The organism is Pseudonocardia sp. EC080619-01 (assembly GCF_001420995.1).
GTDB lineage: Bacteria > Actinomycetota > Actinomycetes > Mycobacteriales > Pseudonocardiaceae > Pseudonocardia.
This window is the reverse complement of record NZ_CP012184.1, coordinates 1,134,525-1,157,294: the sequence shown is the minus strand read 5'-3', so window position 1 is coordinate 1,157,294 and position 22,770 is coordinate 1,134,525. Positions and strand designations below refer to the sequence as shown.

The following is a 22,770-nucleotide window of genomic DNA, read 5'->3' as shown; positions in this document are numbered from 1 at the left end:
CACGAGCCGCAGGCCCCCGCGTCGGTCCACGGTTCGATCTTCACCGCGGGCTACCGTGTGTGACATGGCAGGACGTACGAGCACGGGCAGGACCACCACGAGAGCGGCCGCGGGTCGCGGCTCGGGGCGGTCCGGCTCGCGCGCGTCGGCGTCCCGCAAGCGGTCCACCACGCGCCGGACGCCGCCGAAGCGCCAGGGACCCGACCTGATCGACCGCGGGATCGACGCGGTCGGGCGGGGTGTCGCGCGGACGTTCCGGGCGTCGGGCCGCGCCGTCGGCCGGACTCGGGACATCGATCCCGCGCACCGCCGTGACGGGCTCGGCTTCGGCATGCTCGTGCTCGCGGTGATCGCCGCGGCCGGACTGTGGTGGCAGGCGGGCGGCTCGGTCGGCTACTGGTTCACGTTCGTCGTCCAGGCCGTGATGGGCGTGACCGGGGTGCTGCTGCCGGTGATCCTGCTGGGCATCGGCGTCGTCCTGGTGACGACACCGGCGCACCCGGAGGCGCGGCCGCGGATCGTGGCGGGGTCGCTGCTGCTCGCGCTGGGCGTGCTCGGCCTGGTCCACCTCGCCCGGGGCGGTCCGTCCGAGCCCGACGCGTGGCGCGGTGCCGGCGGCGCCGTCGGCTACGTCGCGGGCACCCCGCTCGAGGCGGGTCTCACGCTGTGGACGGCCGTGCCGGTACTCGTCCTGCTCACGCTGTACTCGGTGCTGCTCGTGACCGGCATCCCGGTCCGGGAGCTGCCGGACCGGTTCCGCAGGCTCACCGGGCAGCTCCCGCCCGAGGACGACGAGACCGGCGAGGACGGCGCGCCGCGCACGGTCGCCGACGCCGTCGCCGAGAAGGAGGCCGCCGAGAACGGGGAGGAGGCGCCGAAGCGCCGGCGCCCGTCGCGCCGCCGTCAGCAGGCGTCGGAGGCCGACGCGTACCGGGTCGAGGAGGGCGAGCACGCCCCCACTCCGGTCGACGCCGAGGTGCCCGGCGCGCCCCCGGAGGTCCCCGCCGCCGCGGCGGCGAAGAAGGCTCCGCGCAAGCCGGTCGTCGAGACCCCGCCGGCGGAGGACTCGCCGCCCACCGAGGGTGAGCAGCTCTCGATGGCGATCCGGGAGCCGGTCGGCGAGTCCGAGTACGTCCTGCCCCCGCCGGACGCCCTGGAGGCCGGGCCGCCGCCGAAGACCCGCAGCTCCGCCAACGACGCCATGATCGAGGCGATCACCGGCGTGCTGGACCAGTTCAACATCGACGCCCAGGTCACCGGCTTCACCCGCGGCCCGACGGTCACCCGCTACGAGATCGAGCTCGGCCCCGCGGTGAAGGTCGAGAAGATCACCCAGCTGCAGCGGAACCTCGCCTACGCGGTCGCGAACGACAACGTCCGGCTGCTCGCCCCGATCCCCGGCAAGTCCGCGGTCGGCATCGAGGTGCCGAACACCGACCGCGAGATGGTGCGGCTCGGCGACGTCCTGCGCTCGAACTCCGCGCGCAACGAGCAGCACCCGATGGGCATCGGGCTGGGCAAGGACATCGAGGGCCACTACCTCGTCGCGAACCTGGCGAAGATGCCGCACCTGCTGGTCGCTGGCTCCACCGGCTCCGGCAAGTCGAGCTTCGTCAACTCGATGCTGGTGTCGCTGCTGACCCGGGCCACCCCGGACGAGGTCCGGATGATCCTCATCGACCCGAAGATGGTCGAGCTGACCCCGTACGAGGGCATCCCGCACCTGATCACGCCCATCATCACCCAGCCGAAGAAGGCCGCCGCCGCGCTGGCCTGGCTGGTGGAGGAGATGGAGCAGCGCTACCAGGACATGCAGGCCAACCGGGTCCGGCACATCGACGACTTCAACCGCAAGGTCCGCTCCGGCGAGATCACCGCGCCGCCCGGCTCGGAGCGGGTGTACCGGCCGTACCCGTACATCATGTGCATCGTCGACGAGCTCGCCGACCTCATGATGACCGCCCCGCGCGACGTCGAGGACGCGATCGTCCGGATCACCCAGAAGGCCCGTGCGGCCGGGATCCACCTGATCCTGGCGACCCAGCGGCCGTCGGTCGACGTCGTCACCGGCCTGATCAAGACGAACGTCCCGTCCAGACTGGCGTTCGCGACGTCGTCGCTGACCGACTCCCGGGTCATCCTCGACCAGCCGGGCGCGGAGAAGCTGATCGGCATGGGCGACGCGCTCTACCTGCCGATGGGCGCCGGGAAGCCGGTCCGCATGCAGGGCGCCTTCGTCGACGACGACGAGATCGCCAAGGTCGTCGGGTTCACCAAGGAGCAGGCCGAGCCCAGCTACACCGAGGGCGTCACCGCGGCCAAGGCCGGGGAGGCGAAGGAGATCGACGCCGACATCGGCGACGACCTGGACGTCCTGCTGCAGGCCGCCGAGCTGATCGTGACGTCGCAGTTCGGTTCGACGTCGATGCTGCAGCGCAAGCTCCGCGTCGGTTTCGCCAAGGCGGGCCGGCTGATGGACCTGCTGGAGACCCGGCACATCGTCGGGCCGTCCGAGGGGTCCAAGGCCCGCGACGTGCTGGTGAAGCCGGACGAGCTGGAGAACGCCCTGTACCTGATCCGCGGCGGCGGCACCGCCGACGGCGGCGAGGTCGGTGGCGGCGACGACGAGTGATGGTGTGGTGTGACCAATACCAAGCGTGATCACTCTTTGGCTTGGACGGGTTAACGAGACCGTCACGAACGTGCCAGAGTGACGGCCGGGGTCACTGTCCGGTGGCCGCACGTCGTCCTGCCCGGTGCCCGGGCGGAGGAGGTCTGGCCGGTGTTCTGGAGGAAGAAGGACCGTCGTCGTCCGGCACGGGGGACCACCGACCGGCACGCCCTGGTCCCGATCCCCCTCACCGGCGGCGTGCTGTCGGGCCAGGTCCGCGACGGCCGCGGCGGGGCGCTGCACGGCACCGAGATCTCCGTGATCGACGGCGGTGACCGCCGGGTCGCACACCTCGACACCGACCCGTTCGGCCGGTTCGCCGCGTCGCTGATGCCCGGCCAGTACCGCGTGCGGGTCGACGCGGGCGGCTACCAGCAGGTGACCGACGTCGTCGAGGTCTCCTGGGGCCAGCACGCCGACATGGGCACGATCGTCCTCGGCGAGGACCCGGCGCTGCGCCCGCCGCGGCCCGGCCTGTTCGTGATCGACCCCGACCACAGCTCGGTCCGGTTCGTCGCCCGCCACATCGGACTGTCCAAGGTGTACGGACGGTTCAACCGGTTCCAGGGCCGGATCCGGATCGCGGAGCCGTTCGAGGAGTCCTCGGTGGACGTCGTCATCGACTCCGCGAGCGTCGACACGAACGCCGACGCCCGCGACACCCACCTGCGTTCCGCCGACTTCCTCGACGTCGAGCGGTTCCCCGAGCTGCGCTTCTCCAGCGTCCGCTTCGCCGCGCACGGCGGGAACCGCTGGACCGTCGACGGCGACCTCACCCTGCACGGCCTGACCAGCGACGTCTCGCTGGACACCACGTTCCTGGGCTCCGCGGAGTGGAACGGCGACCGGGTCGGCGCGATCGCCACCGGGCAGCTGCACCGCGAGCACTACACGCTCAACTGGCAGCAGACGATCGCGAAGGGACTGCCGGTCGTCGGCTCGACGATCGAGATCCAGCTCGACGTGCAGGCCGTCCGGCAGGGCTGACGGCCGAGCGCCTCGCGCGCTACCGGAACCCGGTCTGCCGCCACGCCTCGTAGACGGCGACGGCGGCCGCGTTGGCCAGGTTCAGCGACCGGTTCGACGGCCGCATCGGCAGCGCCACCCGGCCGGTCACCCACGCCGCCCCGGCGACGTCGGCCGGGAGCCCCGTGGACTCGCGGCCGAACAGCAGCACGTCGCCGGGGGAGTAGGCGACGTCGGTGTAGCGCACCGGCGCGCCGGTGGTGAACGCGTAGACCCGCGCCCCGGCGTCCGCCACCCACGCGGCGAAGGCGTCGGTCCCCGCGTGCACGACGACGTCGGCGAGCTCGCCGTAGTCGAGCCCGGCCCGGCGCACCGCCCGCTCGTCGAGGGAGAACCCGAGCGGCCGGATCAGGTGCAGCTCGGCGCCGGTGTTCGCGGCCAGCCGGATGACGTTCCCGGTGTTGGGCGGGATCTCCGGGGTGTGCAGGGCGAGTCGGAACACGGCGCCGAGTATCGCCCCGGCCCCCGCGCCGGTTCCCGGCGCTCCACCGTCTGCGCACGATCCGCGCGCCCGCCGCGACGCCCCCCGGGGGGCACCGCAGCCGCACAGGGTCCGGCCCCGCCGCACAGGCTCAGGGGCCCCCGCACAGGGCATAACCCGTGCGAACGCCCGAAACCTGTGCGGTTGCGTCGAGGGGTGAGGGTGGGTCCGGATGCGCGCGAGCTGGCCGGCGGGGTCGTCGTCGACCAGGTGGACCGGCGCGCCACCGGGTGGTGGGGGCACTCGCCGTCGTGCAGGAGGCGGGAGGCGGCGGGGCCGGTGGTCAGTCCCCGTCGGCGGGCAGCACGGCCCGGACCGCGCGCACTCCGCGCTCGAACTCGCGCCGGCGTCCGCGCAGCACCCGCGCGCCGGACGCGGTCAGGCGGTAGCGGGTCGACCCCGGGGCCCTGGCCACCAGCCGGTTGCGGCGCATCCGGTGCAGCGTGCTGTGCAGGGTGCCGGGGGAGAGGTCGACGACGCCGCCGGTGCGGTCGCGCACCAGCCGGGCGATCGCCGTGCCGTCGCCCGGCTCGGCCTGCACCGCGGAAAGGATCACCAGGTCGAGCGTGGCTCGGTCGCGGACGCGCATCGGGACTCCTCCCACCGGGGGCGCTCGTCGCCGGACGGTACGTCCGGCTCCGCACGATCGGCACCCTCGCTCCACCCGATTGCCGATGCGGTGCGGCCGGACGGAGGCCCCGGTGCGCGGCGTGGCGACCTACGCTCGATCACGGCCCACGACGACGTACGGCGGAAGGGGCGGCGATGCCCACCGACACCCGCACGGGGGATGCCCCCACCGGGACCCGGCCCGGGATGCGCCGGTGACGGCGCCGGCGGTCGGACGCCCGGCGCTGCGCTCCGTCCCGACCGGCACGGCGGTCCCGCGGACGGGCCCGCCTCCGGACCTGGCCACGACACTGCGCGTGGCGGGCGAGCGGCTGCTCGCCGCGATCGTGGACCGGCTCGCCCAGGCGGCCCTGGAGAAGGTCGACGACCTGGCCGCCGGGCTGGAGCGGATCGCGAGCGAGGGCGGTCCCGGCGTCGGCGCGGCGGTGGGTGCCGGGCGCGCCTACGCGGAGGGGCGCAACGTGCTCTGGGGCGCGATCAAGGGTGGTTTCGCCGCACTCGGCACCGCGGCGAAGGTGCTCATCGGCGTCGTACTGGTCCTGGCACCGGTGCTGCTGGTGCTGTCGCTGGTCGTCCTGATCGTCGCCGCCCTGGTGTGGGGGGTCGTCGCCGCGGTCCGCGCGATCGCCGGCTGAGCCGGGCCCGGGTCAGGGCCGCTCGGCCAGCCAGCCCCGCGCGGTCGTCCCGGCGAGCTCGCGGAAGTCCCGGGCGAGGTGTTGCTGGTCGACGTAGCCGCAGGTCGTGGCCACGTCGACGAGTGCAGGAGCGGTACGCGAGCGCAGCAGCGCGCAGGCCCGCTCGAACCGGATCACCCGCGCCGCCGTCTTGGTGCCGAGCCCGGTCTCTCGGCGGAGCCGCTCGCCGAGGTGCCGGGCCGACCAGCCGACGTCGTCGGCGAGATCCGCGACCCGCACCGTGCCCCCGGAACGGACCAGCAGGTCCCAGGCACGCCCGATCTCCGGCGGTGGACCGGCCGGGCCCGTGCGCCGTGCGGCGATCCGGCACAGCTCGGCGTCGAGGAGGGCGCACCGGCCCGCCCACGACGGCGTGGCGTGCAACCGGTCCAGCAGCGTGCCGGTGTCCGGCAGGAGAAGCCCCAGGTCGACGACGTCGGACGCCAGCTCGGACGCGGGCAGCCCCAGCAGCGCCCGGGCGCCCCGCCAGGTCAGGGCGAGCTGCAGGCCGGCCTGCAGCTCCCCGGTCGCGATGACGGCGGGGGCGGCGTGCAGCCCGGCCGCGGACGCCGCGAAGCGTCCCGCTCCCCGTCCCGGGTCGGGTTTGCGCAGCAGTTCGACCGCACCCTCCAGGCAGAGGATCACCGTCAGGTGCCCGCTCGACACCCCCTGGTGGGTGCCCGCCGGCCCGGTAGGCGACCGCCACGCCCAGATCTCGCGCACCAGCGGGCGGAGCGCGACGGAGGTGCGCCACCGCCACGCCCCGACGGCGTCGTGTGCGGCCCCGTGTCCGGCCATGGGGTCAGAGTGTCAGCAACATCCGGACGTTGCCCAGTGTGTTCGGCTTGACGTGCGCGAGATCCAGGAACTCGGCGACGCCGGTGTCGTAGGAGCGCAGCATCGCGGCGAACACCTCGGCCGACACGGGCGTCCCGTCGATCTCGGCGAACCCGTGACGGGCGAAGAACTGCTTCTCGAAGGTCAGCACGAACAGCCGCTTCAGGCCGAGGTCGCGGGCGCCGGCGATCAGCGCGTCGACGATCCGGTGCCCGACGCCGCGCCCCAGAACCGACGGGGAGACCGCGACCGTCCGGATCTCACCGAGGTCCTCCCAGAGCACGTGCAGCGCACCGCAACCGACGACGCGGCCGTCGAGCTCGGCGACCAGGAACTCGGGGACGGCCTCGTAGAGGGTCACCGTCTCCTTCGCGAGCAGCACCTTCCCGGCGTACTGGTCCACCAGCTCGCGGATCGTGCGGACGTCGGGGGTGCGGGCGCGGCGGACGTGCACGTCGGGGTCGGGATCGGCCACGGACGCCGAGCCTAGACCGCACCGCGTGGGCCGGCCGGGCCGCCGTCTATCCTGGAGGCCGTGGCTTCCCCCGAGAACGCGCCCCGGCGCGCCGCCCTGCTGACCCTGGGCTGCGCGCGGAACGAGGTCGACTCCGAGGAGCTCGCCGGCCGCCTGACCGGCTCCGGCTGGGAGCTGGTCGACGCCGAGGGCGGCTCGCCCGACGTCATCCTCGTCAACACCTGCGGCTTCGTCGAGCAGGCCAAGAAGGACTCGATCGACACCGTGCTGGCCGCCTCGGACGTGGCCCGCCCGGCCGGTGCGAAGGTCGTCGCGGTCGGCTGTTTGGCCGAGCGGTACGGCGCCGAGCTGGCCGCCGACCTGCCGGAGGCCGACGCCGTGCTCGGCTTCGACGCCTACCCGGAGCTCGCCGAGCGGCTCGGCGACGTCCTCGGCGGCCACGCCCCCGCCCCGCACGTGCCGGTGGACCGCCGCACCCTGCTGCCGATCTCGCCGGTGGAGCGGCCCGCCGCCACCGCCGACGTGTCGGTGCCGGGGCACGACTGGGTTCCCGACCTCGCGGGCATCGCCCGCACCCGGCTCGCCGGCGGACCGGTCGCGTCGCTGAAGCTCGCCTCGGGCTGCGACCGCCGGTGCGCGTTCTGCGCGATCCCGTCCTTCCGCGGCAGCTTCGTGTCCCGCCCGCCTGCCGACGTCCTCGGCGAGGCGGCCTGGCTGGCGTCGCAGGGTGTGCGGGAGCTGGTACTGGTCAGCGAGAACTCGACGTCGTACGGCAAGGACCTGCCGGGCGGCACCCGCGCGCTGGTCGACCTGCTGCCGCGCCTCGGCTCCACCCCCGGTGTCGAGCGGGTGCGCGTGTCGTACCTGCAGCCCGCCGAGCTGCGCCCGGACCTGCTCGCCGCGATCGCGACGACGCCGGGGATCGCGCCCTACTTCGACCTGTCGTTCCAGCACGCGTCGGCGACCGTGCTGCGCCGGATGCGCCGCTTCGGCTCGCGCACCGACTTCCTGGACCTGTGCACGCGGATCCGCGAGCTCGCGCCGGAGGCCGGGATCCGGTCCAACGTGATCGTCGGGTTCCCCGGCGAGACTGAGGAGGACCTCGCCGAGCTCGAGGCGTTCCTGACCGGGGCCCGGCTCGACGCCGTCGGCGTGTTCGGGTACTCCGACGAGGACGGCACCGAGGCCGAGGGTTACGACGGCAAGGTCGACCCGGCCGAGGTGCAGGCCCGCGTCGCGCGGATCTCGGCGCTGGCCGACGAGCTCATGGAGCAGCGGGCCGAGGAGCGGATCGGCACCGAGGTCGTCGTCCTGGTCGAGCGGACCGATGCCGACGACGAGGACGACTGCGCCGGCCGCGCCGCCCACCAGGGCCCGGACGCCGACGGCGAGTCCTACGTCGTCGCCGCGGCCGACGACGGCCCGGACCCGTCGTCGCTGCGCCCGGGTGACCTCGTCCGCTGCCGGGTGCTCGACACCGAGGGTGTCGACCTGCTCGTGGAGGCCTGCGAGCTGCTGCCGCGCGCCGGGATCGACGACCCCGTGCCCGCGGTGGCGGCCGGATGAGCTCGTCGCAGCCCGCCGGCGGCACCGTGCCGGTCGGCGGGCAGGCGCCGCTGCTGAACATCGCGAACGCGCTGACCTGCCTGCGGCTGGTCCTCGTCCCGGTGTTCGTCGCGGCGTTGTTCACCGGGGGCGGCGAGGACACCGTCTGGCGGCTGATCGCGTTCGCCGTGTTCGTGGTCGCGGCGTTGACCGACCGGCTCGACGGGCAGCTCGCCCGCAGCCGGGGCCTCGTCACCTGGTTCGGGGCGCTCGCCGACCCGATCGCCGACAAGGCACTCACCGGGGCGGCGCTGATCGGGTTGTCGATGCTGGCCGTCGTCCCGTGGTGGGTGACGATCGTGATCCTCGGCCGGGAGCTCGGCATCACGGTGCTGCGGTTCGCGGTGATCCGGCGCGGGGTCATCCCGGCCAGCCGCGGCGGGAAGGCGAAGACGGTCGCCCAGACCGTCGCCATCGGGCTGTTCCTGCTCCCGCTGCCGCTGCTGCTCCCGGGGGCCGTGGCCGCGGTGCTGGTCGTGCAGTGGGTGGTCATGGCCGTCGCGCTGGTGCTGACCGTCGTGACCGGCGTCGACTACGTCGTCAAGGCCGCCCGGGCCCAGCCCGCCTGACCTGCGGGGACTGAACCGCCGCCCGCGGGCGTTGAGGTGTTCGCCGTGGGCGGACAGGGGCGCGCACGATCGGTCCCGCCGATCCGGTCTGCGAGTCGGTACGGTGATTCACACCGGGGCACGGTGCCACCCCACCCCGGTGGGACGAGTCGAGGAGGGCACATGCTGCTGCGGGAAGCGATCGGCAGCGGCCTGCGCCAGGCGCGCACCGAGCGCCGGCGCACGCTGCGCGACATCTCGCGGGCCGCGCGGGTCAGCCTCGGGTACCTGTCCGAGGTCGAGCGCGGCCGCAAGGAACCCTCCAGCGAGCTGCTCGCCGCGATCTGCGAGGCACTCGGCATCTCCGTCCCGGACCTGCTGACCTCGGTCGCCGTGGAGATGGCCGGCGAGCTGCGCCGCGACGACGTCCTGGTCCCGATCGGCCAGCGGCACGCCGAGCTGCGCCTGGCCGGCCGTCCCGGCACGCCGGTGGTGGCGCCCGCGTCGGCCGGCGGCCCGGTCGCCTCCGCCGCCTGATCGACTTTCGGAGATGCTCGGATCCCCGCCCGGCTCGTCACGGTAGGGTGCGCGCGTACTGGCAGCGGTGCCAGGATGGAGAGGGCCGGAGTGCCGGCGCCGACCGCGGGGGGAACGCGGGGTCGGCCCGTCCCGGTGCGCCCGCCGATACGCGGGCACGGTCGTGAGCGAGCCCCAGCGGAGGTAGGCGGAGAGATGGCCAACGGATTCACCAAGGCCTGGAGCTACCTGATGGCCCTGTTCTCGTCGAAGGTCGACGAGCACGCGGACCCGAAGGTGCAGATCCAGCAGGCCATCGAGGACGCCCAGCGGCAGCACCAGCAGCTGTCCCAGCAGGCGGCGGCGGTCATCGGCAACCAGCGGCAGCTGGAGATGAAGCTGAACCGTCAGCTCGGGGAGATCGAGAAGCTGCAGTCGTCGGCCAAGCAGGCTCTGGTCCTCGCCGACCAGGCCCGCGCCCAGGGCGACGAGCAGAAGGCCCAGCAGTACGAGCAGTCCGCCCAGACGTTCGCCACCCAGCTGGTGACGGCGGAGCAGGGCGTCGAGGATCTCAAGACGCTGCACGACCAGTCGATCGGTGCGGCCGAGCAGGCCAAGCAGGCCGTCGAGCGCAACTCGATGGTCCTGCAGCAGAAGATCGCCGAGCGCACCAAGCTGCTCAGCCAGCTCGAGCAGGCGAAGATGCAGGAGCAGGCCGCGAGCTCGCTCCAGCAGATGAGCGAGCTGTCCGCGCCGCGCAACGCCCCGTCGCTCGACGAGGTCCGCGACAAGATCGAGAAGCGGTACGCCAACGCCCTCGGCTCGGCGGAGCTCGCGCAGAACTCGGTGCAGGGCCGGATGCTCGAGGTCCAGCAGTCGACCACCGACATGGCCGGTGCGTCGCGGCTGGACCAGATCCGGGCCTCGATGTCCGGGACCCCGATCGCCGGCGGGCAGCAGGCGCCTCAGGTCGGGCAGGGCGAGCAGAGCACCCAGCAGCTGCCGTCGAACCCCGCGCCGGCGCAGCAGAACACCCAGCAGAACCAGCAGCAGCCCGGCACCGCCTGAGCCGCCGCTCCACCGCACACGGACGCCGCGCCCCGCTCCGGGGCGCGGCGTCCGCGCGTCCGGCCCCGGCCGTGATCCTGCGCCGCCCACCGCCGCGCCGCCCACCGCCGCGCCGCCCGCGCGACGGCGGCCCTGGCGCACCCCGTCGCCGGTCGTGGCACCCGTCGCGTGGGGTGCGTCGGAGGGCCGGGCAGTGCGTCGGAGGGCCGGGCGGTGCGTCGGAGGGCCGGGCGGTGCGTCGGCGGGGCAGAGGTGCGTCAGCCGGCCAGGGGTGCATCGGCCGGGGAGGGGCGCGCCGGCGTCCGCGCGGGCGGGGGTGCGCGCCCGGACGCACCCCGTCGCCGGTCGTGGCACCCGTCGCGTGGGGTGCCTCGGCCGGTCAGGGGGTGTGTAGGCCGGTCAGGGGTCGCGCGGGCCGGGCACGGGATGCGTCGGCCGGTCAGGGGGGTGTGTCGGCCGGGCACGGGGTGCGTCGGCCGAGGTCGGGAGCGCGCCGGGCGGCGACGGGGTGCGGTCTGCGCGTCCGGGCGCGGCGGGTCAGCGGGTGCGTGCGCCCGGGGGAGGACGGCCGGGGGCGCCGCGGCGCGGGCCGGTCCTGCGGCGCACCGGCTCGGGCGCGGGACCCCGCTGGCAGCGTGGGCACCAATAGGTGACCCGGTCCCGGGGCGGCTCGCCCTGGTCGGCGGTCCGGATCCGGGTCCCGCAGCGCCGGCAGGGCCGGCCCGACCGCTCGAAGACCCAGTGTGCCTCGCCCGCGGCGAGCGACCCCGTCGTCGTCTGCTCGGGTCTGTCCTTGTTGGACGACAGCAGCGTGCGCGACAGCGCGATCACGCCCGGCAGGTCCGGGACGTCCCGCACCAGCACCCAGGGTGTCAGCCCGAGCCGGAAACAGATGTCGTTGCGGTACAGGTTGCCCAGCCCCGCCATCACCCGCTGCTCCAGCAGCACCAGACCGAGCTCGTGGTCCCCGCGCGCGGACATCCGGCGCAGCGCCTCGGCCTCGTGGCCGGCGCCCCAGTCCGGGTCGAGCAGGTCCGGGCCGAGGTGCCCGACGAGGGTGTGTTCGTCGGCGGTCGGCAGGAGCTCGAGGTCGTGCAGCGCGAAGCCGACGGCGACCCGCTCCCGGGTCTCCAGCACCGCACGGGCCTCGTGCGCGACCCGCCGCCAGCGCATCCCGGGCCGGTACAGGTGCCACGCGCCGTCCATCCGGAAGTGGCTGTGCAGGCTGCGGCCGTCGTCGAACCGGGTGAACAGGTGTTTCCCGACCGGGGCGACGCCGGTGACGGTCAGTCCTGCCAGGTCGTGCTCCACCAGCCGCGGGTGCCGCAGCTCCCCGCGGAGGAGCTCGTGGCCGGCCAGCGCGGCGTGCAGCCGCACCGCGGCCAGGTAGACGGTGTCTCCCTCGGGCACGGCGCCGACGCTACCCCCGCCGCAGGACGTGCGCCGCTCAGCTGACCTGCAGCGTGCGCAGCTCGGGCCACACCGCGGACCACGGCCGCCGCATCCCGTCGCCGACCCACACCCGGGTCCCGTCGCCGAGGTCGGCCGCCTGCCGCAGGACGACGCCGGTCGGCGCGAGCGTGGACGGGTCCTTGCCGAGGAAGACGACCGAGTCGTGGTCGTCCGGTGGTGGGGCGAAGTAGCCGTAGGCGCGGTTGCCGCCGTAGGCCTGCGGCAGCCCGGACGCCGAGCCGAAGGTGTCGACGTAGGACGAGTAGATGTAGGACTCCCCGTAGACGACGGTCCGCTCCCGCTGCTCGGGTGGGAGCGCGTCGTACACGCCCGCGACGGCGTCGGTGATCCGCTGCGGGATGTCGGGCGCGGTGAAGGCGGTGCTCAGACCGAACGTGGTCGCCGCCACCAGGACCGCCAGTACCCCGCCCGGCCAGGCGGCCCAGGACAGCCGCCGGTGGCCCGCCTCCCGGCGGTGCTGGAACCACACCGCGCCCACGGCCGCGATCGCGCCGTGGATCCCGTCCAGGTAGTAGGCGCGTCCGACGGTGACGGCGAAGAAGATCCACAGCAGCAGGAAGGCGAGGGTCAGGAACCGGTAGGGGCGCAACCGCGGGTCGGTGACGGTGCCCAGGACGCCCGCCACCAGCAGCACGGTCCCGGCCACGCCGGCGAACAGCACCATCAGGACGGCGTTGGGGACCGGCCCGCCGAACAGGACCGACTCGCCGGCGACGACCGCCCCCATCTCCAGCTGCGGCCATCCGCGGAGGGCCTGCCACACCAGCGTCGGGGTCGCGATCAGCGCCGCGATCACGGCGGCGGCCCAGAAGGCCGGCCTGCGCAACAGGTCCCGCGGCCCGGCGACGAGCACCGCCACGACGAGCACGACCGCGAACAGCATCACCTGGAACTTGGTCAGCGCGGCGAGCCCCAGCACCGGGCCCAGCACGAGCAGCAGCCGGTCGTCGCGGAGCCGCATCCACCGCACGAGGAGCCACACGATCACCAGCCACTGCACCGGCTCCAGGACGTACGGCGCGACGAAGTGCCCGGTCATCGTGACCCAGACGCCCGTGGCCTGGGCGAGTGCGGTGAGGGTCTGGGCGCGGCGGTCGCCACCCAGCTCCCGCGCGATCAGTGCCGCGACGACGACGGCCGCCGCGGTCGCCAGCGACGGCACCAGCCGCAGCACCCCGTTCACCCCGGGGGCGACGGCGTCGGCCAGCGCGGCGAGGGCGGGCGTGAGCGGCGGCTGGTCGGCCGAGCCCCAGTCCAGGTGGTGCCGCCCGATCGCGAGCATCAGCGACTCGTCGAAGTACAGCCCGCGCCCGAGCGCGCCGAGCACGAGGTGGTACACCCCGACGACGGCGGCGATCAGCCCCACCGGTGTGCGCGCGAACGACGGGACGGAGACGGACGGAGCGTCCCGGGCCGGTACGGACGTGGTCATGGAGCCCCCCTGAGCACGGCCGTGCGGTCGCCGGCCGCGGCCAGTAGATCCCGTGCGGGGGGTCCGGCGCTGCCCGAGATCGTGGACCGCGGGGCGACTTTCGTCGATCGGCGCCCGACGTCGGTGGGGTCGCTAGCGGGTACGGCCGGAGCGGGCGACCCGCAGGGCCCACAGCACGAGCGGCACCTGCAGCGGCAGTCGTCCCCAGGCGATCGCCCGGTACGTGGCCGGCTTGCGCCGCCAGCGCAGCGCCATCGACACGTTGGCCGGGAACACGGCGGTGAACAGTCCGGCCGCGGCCCAGCCGCCGGCGCGGCGGGTCCGCGGGTGGACGAGCGCCGCCGCCACCGCGCCCTCGGCGACCCCGGACACGTACGTCCAGGTCCGGGGCTCGCCGGGCAGGCTCTTCGGGACGATCGAGTCGAACGGCTCGGGCCGGGCGGCGTGCAGCACGGCGGCGGCGCCGAGCAGGCCGGCGAGGGCGAGGGCGGTGCGACGGTCACGCGGATCGTGCGCGGTCGGGCGGCGGATCATGACCGTGATCCTCGCAGCCGCCCGGGCCCCGGGCCGGTCGGGCGTCGTCCCCGCGGTGGTCAGCCGATCGGCTCCGGGAGCCGGTCGATCTCGTAGGCGGCCTCGATGGAGTCCCCGGTCGCGGGGTCGTGCAGCTCGACCCGCCAGGCGTCGGCGAACTGGTCGACGCCCTCGCGCATCTGGATCGTCCCGGACAGCACGACGGTGCCCGGGGCCAGCCAGCCGCGCTCGCGGAGCACGTCGAGCCAGTACTGCGGGGGCAGCAGCGCGGCGAGGGTGGCGTCCTGCACGAGCTCGGGCTCGGCGTCGCCGTGCCGCACCCAGGCACGCAGCCGGATGTCGTCGAGGCGGTCGGCGATCTCGGCGAGGCGCCAGGCGCGCCGACCGAGGACGTCCGGGCTCGCGTTCTTGCTCCACGCCACCCCGTGCACCTCGAGGGCTCGGTCGGTGTGGTCGCAGGCGACGGTGAGCAGCGGGTCGTCCACGTCGTCACCGACGACCAGGGCCCACTCGGCCTCGCCGGAGGTGCGGTCGTGCTGGGCGGGGACCCGGTCGGTCTGCGACGCCAGGTACGGCGAGACCGGGTAGAGCGCCGGGACCGCCGACGGCGCCGGGACGCCGAGCTCGGCGAGCTCCGCGACGTGCGCCGCGACCTCCTCCTGCGCGCGCCCGGCGTAGCCGGCGTTGAACACCCGCACGACGTCGGTCGAGCGGGTGCTGCCGTCGGGAAGGGTCAGGTCGAGCTGCACGGGACCTCCATGTGTCCGTCCGGTAACCGATGCGCGGAAGACTTGCGCACACACTGTGTATACAGCAAGTATTACGCCGGTCCAACCGCTTCGACCCGCAACCCCGGAGGCCGAGATGAGCTCACCGCCCGCCTCGTCGTCACAGGCGTCGACACCGCCGGTGGACCGGCGCGACCTGCGCAAGGCGTTCGTCGCCAGCCTCACCGGCACGTCGCTGGAGTGGTACGACTTCGCCGTCTACTCCGCGGCGGCCGCGCTCGTGTTCCCGGTGCTGTTCTTCCCGGCGGCCGACCCGCTGACCGGCCTCCTCCTCGCGTTCTCCACCTACGCGGTGGGGTACGTCTCCCGCCCCCTGGGCGGGGTGGTGTTCGGCAGGCTCGGCGACGTCATCGGGCGCAAGCAGGTCCTCGTCGCGACCCTGGTGCTGATCGGCGCCGCGACCTTCCTGATCGGCCTGCTCCCGACCTACGGCGCGATCGGTGTCGCCGCGCCGATCATCCTGGTGCTGCTGCGGTTCGCGCAGGGTGTCGGCGTCGGTGGGGAGTGGGGCGGCGCCGTGCTGCTCTCCAGCGAGTTCGGCGATCCGCGGCGGCGCGGGTTCTGGGCGTCGGCGGCGCAGATCGGGCCGCCGGCGGGCAACCTGCTGTCCAACGGCGTGCTCGCGCTGCTCACCGTGCTGCTGAGCGAGCAGCAGTTCCTCGACTGGGGCTGGCGGCTGGCGTTCCTGCTCTCCGCGGTGCTCGTCGCGTTCGGTCTCTGGATCCGGCTGAAGCTCGAGGACACGCCGGTCTTCAAGGCGATCGCGGCGTCCGGCGAGCGGCCGGACGCGCCGGTCAAGGAGGTCTTCACGACCGAGGGGCGGCCGTTGCTGGCGGGCATCCTCAGCCGGATCGGGCCGGACGTCACCTACGCGCTGTTCACCGTGTTCGTGCTGACCTGGGCGACCGGGCAGGCCGGGTTCTCCCGCTCCGAGGTGCTCGGCGCGATCCTCGTCGGCTCGGCGTTCCAGCTGCCGGCGATCCCGCTCGCCGGCGCGCTGAGCGACCGCGTCAACCGGCGCGTCGTCTACGCCGTCGCGGCGGCCGGCGGCATCGTCTGGCCGTTCGTGTTCTTCCCGATGATCGCCGGCGGGTCGTTCGGCCTGCTGGTGCTGGGCGTGACCGTCGGGCTGGCGCTGCACTCGTTCATGTACGGGCCGCAGGCGGCGTTCGTGACCGAGCAGTTCTCCCCGCGGCTGCGCTACACCGGCAGCTCGCTGGCCTACACGATCGCCGGCGTCGTCGGCGGGGCGATCGCGCCCCTCGCCTTCACCGCGCTCTCCGGCGGGCTCGGCGGGTGGCTCCCGGTGGCCTGCTACCTGGCCGTCGCCTGCGTGTTGACGCTGGTCTCGGTCTCGGGCTGGGACGGGACCCCGACCACGCCGAGGACGAGGCGTACCTCGTCGCGGGCACGGCGTCCTGACGTGCCCTCAGGCCTGCAGCAGCACGCCCTCGGTGAGCCGGAGGTGCTCGGTGATCGCGGTCGTCGCGGCGTCGGTGTCGGCGGCGGCGAGTGCCTCGACGATCGCGTCGTGCTCGCTGCAGACGGCGCGCTGGCGGTCCGCCGACCGGAACAGCGCGCTCACCCCGGCCCGCCGCTGGCGCACCCGCAGGCTCGCGTAGGTGCGGGCGAGCAGGGCGTTGTCGGCGGCGTCGACGAGTACCTGGTGGAAGGTCATGTCCAGGTCGATGAACGCCGCGGGGTCGCCACCGGTGCTCGCCAGGGCGCGCTGCTCCTCGAGCACGGTGCGCATCGCCCCGAGCGGGACGGTCCCGGCCGCGATCGTCCCGGCCGCGGCGTGCCGCTCCAGGAGACCGCGCAGCTCCATCAGCTCGCGGACCTGCCGCCCGGTCATCGGCGGCACGTAGGCCCCGCGTCCGGGCAGCATCTCGACCAGCCCGTCGGCGACGAGCAGGAGCAGCGCCTCGCGGACCGGGGTCCGGGACACGCCGATCCGCCCCGCGAGCTCGACCTCGTTGAGGAAGGTGCCCTGGACACCCGGGTCCGCGAGGACCGTCTCGCGCAGGTACAGCAGGGCACGCTCGCGACCGGACTCCCTCGACAGCGGCATACACAATGTATACACGTCGGTGAGGGCTCGCACGACGCCGCCCGACACACAGCGTAGGAGGACCGATGCGGATCGCGCTCGCCCAGATCGCCGCGACGACGGAACCGGAGCAGAACCTGGCCCTGATCGCCGACGGCGTCGCCGACGCGGCCGGGCGGGGAGCCGAGCTCGTCGTCTTCCCCGAGGCCACCCAGTGCCGCTTCGGTGTGCCGCTCGGCGGGATCGCCGAGCCGCTCGACGGACCGTGGGCGACCCGGGTCCGGGAGATCGCCGGGCGGGCCGGGGTCACGGTCGTCGCCGGGATGTTCACCCCCGCCGACGACGGCCGCGTGCGCAACACCCTGCTCGCCACCGGCGGCGGGGTGGAGGCCCACTACGACAAGATTCACCTGTTCGACGCCTTCGGGTTCGCCGAGTCCGACACCGTCGCGCCGGGGACCGACCCGGTGACGATCACCGTCGGCGGCGCCACCGTCGGGCTCGCGACCTGCTACGACCTGCGGTTCGCCGGCCTGTTCCAGAAGCTCGGCGACGCCGGGGCCGAGCTGGTCGTCGTCCCGGCCTCGTGGGGCGCCGGCCCGGGCAAGCAGGAGCAGTGGGACCTGCTGGTCCGTGCCCGGGCGCTGGACTCCACCGCGTTCGTGGCGGCCTGCGACCAGGCCGACCCGGCGTCGGTGGGGCACGACGTGCCCGCCGGAGTGCCGACCGGGATCGGGGCGAGCCTGGTGTCCGGGCCGACCGGCACGGCGCTCGACTCGCTCGGCGCCGGACCGGGGCTGCTGGTCACCGATGTCGACCTCTCCGAGGTCGGGCCGGTGCGGCGCGCCGTGCCGGTGCTGGTGAACCGGCGCTACTGAATCCCGGACCCGGGTCAGGCCCGCAGCCGCAGTCCCTTCGGGGTGACCCGGAACCCCGCTTCGGTGAGCACCTCGGACAGCTCCGACGCCAGCGAGTCCTGCCCGTCGGCCCGCTCGACGGCGAGCGACCCGAGCCAGCCCTCGTGCACCGCTCCGGCCAGTGCCTCGGCTCCGGCGCGCAGCTCGTCGTACTCGGTGGTGAAGGAGAGCAGTGACCGGCCGCCCCGCTCGACGTAGAGCGCCGGTGCGCCGTCGACGAGGGTGACCAGGGCACCTGCCTTGCGACCGGGGCGGTGCCGGCTGTCGCCGATCGTCCCGGGCCAGGGGAGTGCCGCACCGTAGGGCTGTGCCGGGTCGGCCGCGGCCAGCACGACCCGGGACAGCGAGCGCCAGGCGTCCCGCGGGGCACCCGCCGCGAACCCGGCTCCGGCGGACCGGCCGTCGAACTCGTCGTGCCGGCCCGCGCCGGACCCCGGGAACATCCCGGGCCCGCGCAGGTCGTCGGGGATCTCGTCGCCGTCGTCGCCGGGCGCGGGTGCGTCGCGCTCGCGTCCCTCCGGCCGGTCTCCGTTGCTGTCGCTGTCGCTGTCGCCGCCGTCGCCGTCCGTCCGGGCGGGGCCGGACCGCTCCGGCGGCGGACCGTCGGGACCGGCGAGCGCGCGGACCCGGTCGATGGCTCCGGGCACCGCGAACTGGGCCGCGCCCAGCCCCTCGACGATGTAGCCGCGCCGGCACCGGCCGGACTCCTCCATCGCGCGGAGCACCTTGTAGACGCCGGCGAACCCGCCGCTCACCCGCTCGGTGCCGAGCGCGCCGCGGGTCAGGACCCCGTGGCGCTCCAGGAACGCCTCGGCCGCCGCGTGGGCCCGGCGCGTCGCGTCGGGCTCCCGGGGCACCGCGACCGACCAGCGGCCGCCGACCGACGGCGGGCCCGTCCGGCTCGGCATCGACGGTCGTCCGGACCGCAGCTGCGCGTAGCGCCCGCGGGGTGCCCGGCGGGCCGTCCGGTGGGCCCCGCCCTGCCGCCCGGAACCGCCGCGCCGGGTGCCGCTGCCGGACAGCCGGGCCCGCAGCGGGCCGAGCGTGTCGTTCGTCAGCGCGCCGGCCCAGACCAGGTCCCAGACCGCGGCGACGACGTCGTCGTCGGACGGCGCCGGCTCGCCCTGCTCGGTCATCAGCATTCCCGCCCGGGTGGCGAGCTCGCGGAAGAACAGCGCACCCCCGCCCTGCTCGGCGGCGACCCCGGGATCGGTCAGGGCCGCCGGGTCGGTCAGTCCCAGGGCGGCGAGCAGCGCCGTGTGCAGGGGCGTCCCGGCGGTGTCGAGGTCCGGTGCCGGCAGCAACAGGTCCGCGACGTCGGCCGGGGCGAGCGCCAGCCAGCCGTCCTGCCCGGCGAGGGCACCGCACCCGGACCAGGTCACCTCGCCCGCCGCGGTCAGCTCGTCCAGCAGCGCGGGGGTGTACCCGGGCAGCCGGGCCGGCAGCACGAGCGACTCGACCGCGCTGGCCGGCAGCGGGGTCCCGGCGAGCTGCTCGACGACCCCGAGGACGTCCTCCGGGCCCGGCGCACGCCGCACCCGGCCGCGCCGCTCGCCCCCGGACCGCACCTGCACGCCCTGCCAGGCCGGCAGGAACCGGCCGAGCGCGCGCTGCTCGACCGGCTCGACCTCGTGCCGCAGCTTGGCGAGCGACGCCCGTCGCAGCCGTCGCAGCACCTCGGCGTCGCAGTACTCGGTCTCGGTACGGGCCCCCGCCGGGATCGCCGCCTGCGGTCGCAGCTCGCCCTTGACCAGCCGGCCGCTCCCGGTGAGCCGGTCGAGCACACCGGCCACGACCGCGACGCCCAGCTCGAACCGCGCCGCGCACTCCGCGGCGGTGAAGGGACCGTGCGTGCGCGCGTACCGGAGCACCAGGTCACCCAGCGGGTCCGTCACCGGCTCGGTGAAGGCCTCGGGCACCCCGACCGGCAGTGCCGTGCCGAGCGCGTCGCGGATGCGGCCGGCGTCCTCGATCGCGATGAACCGTTCCTCGCCGGCGATCCGCACCCGCAGCGCCCGCCGGTCGCGCTCCAGCCCGGCCAGCCAGGCGGGATCGACGCCACGGGCCCGGCCGTCGGCCTCGGACAGGTCGCCGACGAACCGGAGCAGGTCGGCGGCGCCCTCCGCGTCGCGGGCGTGCCGGTCCGGGTCGGTGCGCTGCAGCAGCGCCTCGACCTCGGCCAGCACGTCGGGATCGAGCAGCTCGCGGATGGCCTCGGAGCCGAGCAGCTCGGAGAGCAGCGTCGAGTCCAGCGAGAGCGCGGCGGCCCGCCGCTCGGCGAGCGGGGCGTCGGCCTCGTAGAGGAACATCCCGACGTAGCCGAAGAGCAGGCTCCGGGCGAACGGCGACGGCTGCGAGGTCTCGACCTCGGCGACCTTCACCTTCCGCGAGCCGACGTCGCCCATCAGCTCCCGCAGGCCGGGCAGGTCGTAGACGTCCTGCACACACTCCCGCATCGCCTCGAGCGTGATCGGGAACTGCTCGAACTTGCCGGCCACGCTCAGCAGCTGCGCCGACCGCTGCCGCTGCTGCCACAGCGGGCTGCGCCGGCGCGGGTCGCGGCGGGGGAGCAGCAGCGCCCGGGCCGCGCACTCCCGGAACCGGGACGCGTACAGCGCCGAGTTACCCAGCTCGGCGACGACGATCTGCTCGATCTCACCCGGGTCGAGCAGCACGTCCTCCCCGCTCGGGACGACCTCGGAGCCGGAGTCGTCGACCGCGTCGGGCAGGCGCAGGACGATGCCGTCGTCGGCGCCCGACGCGCTCACCTCGACGCCGCGCCGCTCCCGCATCCGGGCGGCGATCGCGAGCGCCCACGGCCCGTTCACCTGGGCCCCGAACGGCGAGTGGACGACCAGACGCCAGTCGCCGAGCTCGTCGCGGAACCGTTCGACCAGGATCGTCCGGTCGCTGGGGACGTGCCGGGTCGCCTCGCGCTGCTCGCGGAGGTAGGAGAGCAGGTTGTCGCAGGCCCACTCGTCGAGCCCGGCCGCGGTGGCGCGTTCGCGGGCGGCCTCCTCGGCGAGCCCGGACATCTCCCGCACGAAGGCCCCGACCGCGCGGCCCAGCTCGAGCGGCCTGCCGATCGACTCGCCCTTCCAGAACGGCATCCGGGCCGGCACCCCGGGCGCCGGAGTCACCACGACCCGGTCGTGCGTGATGTCCTCGACCCGCCACGACGACGTCCCGAGCAGGAAGGTGTCGCCGACCCGCGACTCGTAGACCATCTCCTCGTCGAGCTCGCCGACCCGCGACCCGGCGCCGTCGGCCCCGCCCGGGGTCATGACGGTGAACAGGCCGCGGTCCGGGATCGTGCCGCCGGAGGTGACCGCGAGCCGCTGCGCGCCGGGCCGGCCGCGCAGCTCGTCCGTCACCCGGTCCCAGGTGATCCGGGCGCGCAGCTCGCCGAACTCCTCCGACGGGTACCGGCCGGACAGCATGTCGAGCACCGAGTGCAGCGCCGAGTCGGGCAGCGCGGCGAAGGGCGCCGCCCGGCGGATCGTCGCGGCCAGGTCGGGCAGCGACCACGTCTCCATCGCCACCATCGCCACGATCTGCTGGGCGAGGACGTCGAGCGGGTTGCGGGGGTAGCGGGTCGACTCGATCGAGCCGGAGGTCATCCGCTCGGCGACGACGGCGCACGACACCAGGTCGCCCCGGTACTTCGGGAACACGACGCCCTCGGAGACCGCGCCGACCTGGTGGCCGGCCCGGCCGACCCGCTGCAGCCCGGACGCGACCGACGGCGGCGCCTCGACCTGGACGACCAGGTCGACCGCGCCCATGTCGATGCCCAGCTCGAGGCTGGACGTCGCGACCACGCAGGGCAGCACGCCGGACTTGAGCTCCTCCTCGACCAGAGTCCGCTGGTCGCGGGACATGGAACCGTGATGGGCCTTCGCCACGCTCGGCACCGCCCCGCCGCCGACCCCGGACTGGCCGACGGCCTCGGCCGGGAACGCGGTCGGCCCGCGCGGGTCGTCGAGCTCCGGCGACGTGCCGGGAGCGTCGGGGCCGGACTCCGCAGCCGCCTCGGCCTCGGCCTCCGCCTGCTCGGCGGCGAGCTCGTTGAGCCGCGACGTCAACCGCTCCGCGAGCCGCCGGGAGTTGGCGAACACGATCGTCGACCGGTGCTCGCGGACCAGGCCGAGCAGCCGTTCCTCGACGGCCGGCCAGATCGAGGGCTTCTGCGCGGTCCCCGCGGCCGACCCGACGACCTCCTCGTCGGTGCTGCCGGGGGAGGGCCGCTCGTCGAGCGCGGCGAGGTCCGGCACGGGGACCTGGACCTCGACCGTGAGCGTCTTCGGGGTGCTCGGCTGGACGACCTCGACCGGCCGGGCCCCGGACAGGAACGTCGACACCTCGTCCACCGGGCGCACGGTCGCCGAGAGCCCGATCCGCTGCGGGGAGCTCTCGGTGATCTCCTCCAGGCGCTCCAGCGACAGCGCGAGGTGCGCGCCGCGCTTGGTGCCCGCGACCGCGTGGACCTCGTCGAGGATCACCGTCGTGACCCCGCGCAGCGACTCGCGGGCGGCCGACGTGAGCAGCAGGAACAGCGACTCCGGGGTGGTCACCAGCACGTCGGGCGGGGTCCGCTGGAACTGCCGCCGCTCGTCGGCGGGGGTGTCGCCGGTGCGCGTGCCGACGGTGATGTCGGGGACCGGATCACCGAGCCGCTGTGCGGCCTGCCGGATGCCGGTGAGCGGCGACCGGAGGTTGCGCTGCACGTCGACGGCGAGCGCCTTCAGCGGCGAGACGTAGAGGACCCGGCACCGGCTGCGCGGCTCGTCCGGGACGGGCGTCGCCGCCAGCCGGTCCAGCGCCCAGAGGAACGCCGCGAGGGTCTTGCCCGACCCGGTCGGTGCGACGACGAGGGCGTTGCGCCCGTCCTGCGCGGCCGACCAGGCGCCCTCCTGGGCGGCGGTGGGCGCGGCGAACGCCCCCTCGAACCACTGGCGGGTGGCGGGGGAGAAGCCGTCGAGTGCGCTCACCCGACCATCATGGGGCCGGGCACCGACAATTACCCGGCGGACCGGGTCCCACCA

18 protein-coding genes and 1 pseudogene are annotated in these 22,770 nt (G+C 74.9%); 9 read left to right on the top strand and 10 right to left on the bottom strand.

Translation table 11 applies throughout. The annotated features are described in order from the left end of the window. Window positions 1-64 precede the first annotated feature (64 nt). Window positions 65-2,632, top strand: coding sequence for a DNA translocase FtsK (locus AD017_RS05325; protein ID WP_060573246.1), 2,568 nt, complete (start codon window positions 65-67; stop codon window positions 2,630-2,632). 78 nt (window positions 2,633-2,710) lie between these two features. Continuing rightward, window positions 2,711-3,658, top strand: coding sequence for a YceI family protein (locus AD017_RS05320; RefSeq protein ID WP_010241501.1), 948 nt, complete (start codon window positions 2,711-2,713; stop codon window positions 3,656-3,658). Window positions 3,659-3,677: 19 nt separating this feature from the next. Here the strand turns inward: AD017_RS05320 and AD017_RS05315 are convergent, their stop codons facing one another. Next, window positions 3,678-4,139, bottom strand: a complete 462-nt coding sequence (locus AD017_RS05315; protein WP_010241500.1) for a tRNA (cytidine(34)-2'-O)-methyltransferase — start codon at window positions 4,137-4,139, stop codon at window positions 3,678-3,680. Window positions 4,140-4,461: 322 nt separating this feature from the next. Next, window positions 4,462-4,767, bottom strand: coding sequence for a PadR family transcriptional regulator (locus AD017_RS05310; RefSeq protein ID WP_010241499.1), 306 nt, complete (start codon window positions 4,765-4,767; stop codon window positions 4,462-4,464). A gap of 235 nt (window positions 4,768-5,002) precedes the next feature. Between AD017_RS05310 and AD017_RS05305 the strand changes: the two genes are divergently transcribed. Beyond that, window positions 5,003-5,443, top strand: coding sequence for a hypothetical protein (locus AD017_RS05305; RefSeq protein WP_060573244.1), 441 nt, complete (start codon window positions 5,003-5,005; stop codon window positions 5,441-5,443). 12 nt (window positions 5,444-5,455) lie between these two features. Here AD017_RS05305 and AD017_RS05300 read toward each other — a convergent pair whose 3' ends face one another. Beyond that, window positions 5,456-6,280 carry a helix-turn-helix transcriptional regulator gene (locus tag AD017_RS05300; RefSeq protein WP_060573242.1) on the bottom strand — a complete coding sequence of 275 codons (825 nt, stop codon included), beginning with the start codon at window positions 6,278-6,280 and terminating at the stop codon, window positions 5,456-5,458. 4 nt (window positions 6,281-6,284) lie between these two features. Further along, window positions 6,285-6,794, bottom strand: coding sequence for an amino-acid N-acetyltransferase (locus AD017_RS05295; protein ID WP_060573240.1), 510 nt, complete (start codon window positions 6,792-6,794; stop codon window positions 6,285-6,287). 60 nt (window positions 6,795-6,854) lie between these two features. Here AD017_RS05295 and rimO point away from each other — a divergent pair, with 60 nt between their 5' ends. The 4 genes from rimO to AD017_RS05275 all read left to right on the top strand — a co-directional run bounded on the left by rimO (window position 6,855) and on the right by AD017_RS05275 (window position 10,531). Beyond that, the gene (rimO, locus tag AD017_RS05290; RefSeq protein ID WP_010241492.1) at window positions 6,855-8,360 is read left to right on the top strand and encodes a 30S ribosomal protein S12 methylthiotransferase RimO; all 1,506 of its coding nucleotides are present in this window, start codon (window positions 6,855-6,857) and stop codon (window positions 8,358-8,360) included. Next, a complete protein-coding gene (gene pgsA, locus AD017_RS05285) occupies window positions 8,357-8,968 on the top strand; it encodes a CDP-diacylglycerol--glycerol-3-phosphate 3-phosphatidyltransferase (protein WP_010241490.1) in 612 nt (203 codons plus the stop codon). The genes rimO and pgsA overlap by 4 nt, the downstream gene beginning before the upstream one ends. 162 nt (window positions 8,969-9,130) lie before the next feature. After that, the gene (locus AD017_RS05280; RefSeq protein ID WP_010241489.1) at window positions 9,131-9,484 is read left to right on the top strand and encodes a helix-turn-helix domain-containing protein; all 354 of its coding nucleotides are present in this window, start codon (window positions 9,131-9,133) and stop codon (window positions 9,482-9,484) included. Between the two features lie 195 nt (window positions 9,485-9,679). After that, window positions 9,680-10,531, top strand: a complete 852-nt coding sequence (locus tag AD017_RS05275; protein WP_060573238.1) for a PspA/IM30 family protein — start codon at window positions 9,680-9,682, stop codon at window positions 10,529-10,531. Window positions 10,532-11,068: 537 nt separating this feature from the next. On the opposite strand, the gene AD017_RS05270 is transcribed toward AD017_RS05275, so the two are convergent. From AD017_RS05270 to AD017_RS05255, 4 genes are all read right to left on the bottom strand, one after another. Further along, window positions 11,069-11,941, bottom strand: coding sequence for a DNA-formamidopyrimidine glycosylase family protein (locus tag AD017_RS05270; protein WP_060573236.1), 873 nt, complete (start codon window positions 11,939-11,941; stop codon window positions 11,069-11,071). 37 nt (window positions 11,942-11,978) lie between these two features. Continuing rightward, on the bottom strand, window positions 11,979-13,436 hold the full coding sequence (locus tag AD017_RS05265; RefSeq protein WP_060573233.1) for a glycosyltransferase family 39 protein: 1,458 nt from the start codon (window positions 13,434-13,436) through the stop codon (window positions 11,979-11,981). A gap of 132 nt (window positions 13,437-13,568) precedes the next feature. After that, window positions 13,569-13,970, bottom strand: a complete 402-nt coding sequence (locus tag AD017_RS05260) for a MauE/DoxX family redox-associated membrane protein (protein WP_010241940.1) — start codon at window positions 13,968-13,970, stop codon at window positions 13,569-13,571. 59 nt (window positions 13,971-14,029) lie between these two features. Then, window positions 14,030-14,719: a DUF2848 domain-containing protein gene (locus tag AD017_RS05255; RefSeq protein ID WP_010241941.1), complete on the bottom strand. Its 690-nt coding sequence runs from the start codon at window positions 14,717-14,719 to the stop codon at window positions 14,030-14,032. Between the two features lie 115 nt (window positions 14,720-14,834). On the opposite strand from AD017_RS05255, the pseudogene AD017_RS05250 reads away from it, so the two are divergent. Beyond that, window positions 14,835-16,109 (top strand): annotated as a pseudogene (locus AD017_RS05250) (MFS transporter); the annotation flags it as partial. A 78-nt stretch (window positions 16,110-16,187) separates the two neighbouring features. Here AD017_RS05250 and AD017_RS05245 read toward each other — a convergent pair. Continuing rightward, window positions 16,188-16,829, bottom strand: coding sequence for a GntR family transcriptional regulator (locus AD017_RS05245; RefSeq protein WP_010241944.1), 642 nt, complete (start codon window positions 16,827-16,829; stop codon window positions 16,188-16,190). A 65-nt stretch (window positions 16,830-16,894) separates the two neighbouring features. Between AD017_RS05245 and AD017_RS05240 the strand changes: the two genes are divergently transcribed. After that, window positions 16,895-17,686 carry a carbon-nitrogen hydrolase family protein gene (locus AD017_RS05240; protein WP_010241945.1) on the top strand — a complete coding sequence of 264 codons (792 nt, stop codon included), beginning with the start codon at window positions 16,895-16,897 and terminating at the stop codon, window positions 17,684-17,686. Between the two features lie 14 nt (window positions 17,687-17,700). On the opposite strand, the gene AD017_RS05235 is transcribed toward AD017_RS05240, so the two are convergent. Then, the gene (locus AD017_RS05235) at window positions 17,701-22,716 is read right to left on the bottom strand and encodes an ATP-dependent helicase (RefSeq protein WP_082538345.1); all 5,016 of its coding nucleotides are present in this window, start codon (window positions 22,714-22,716) and stop codon (window positions 17,701-17,703) included. Window positions 22,717-22,770 lie beyond the last annotated feature (54 nt).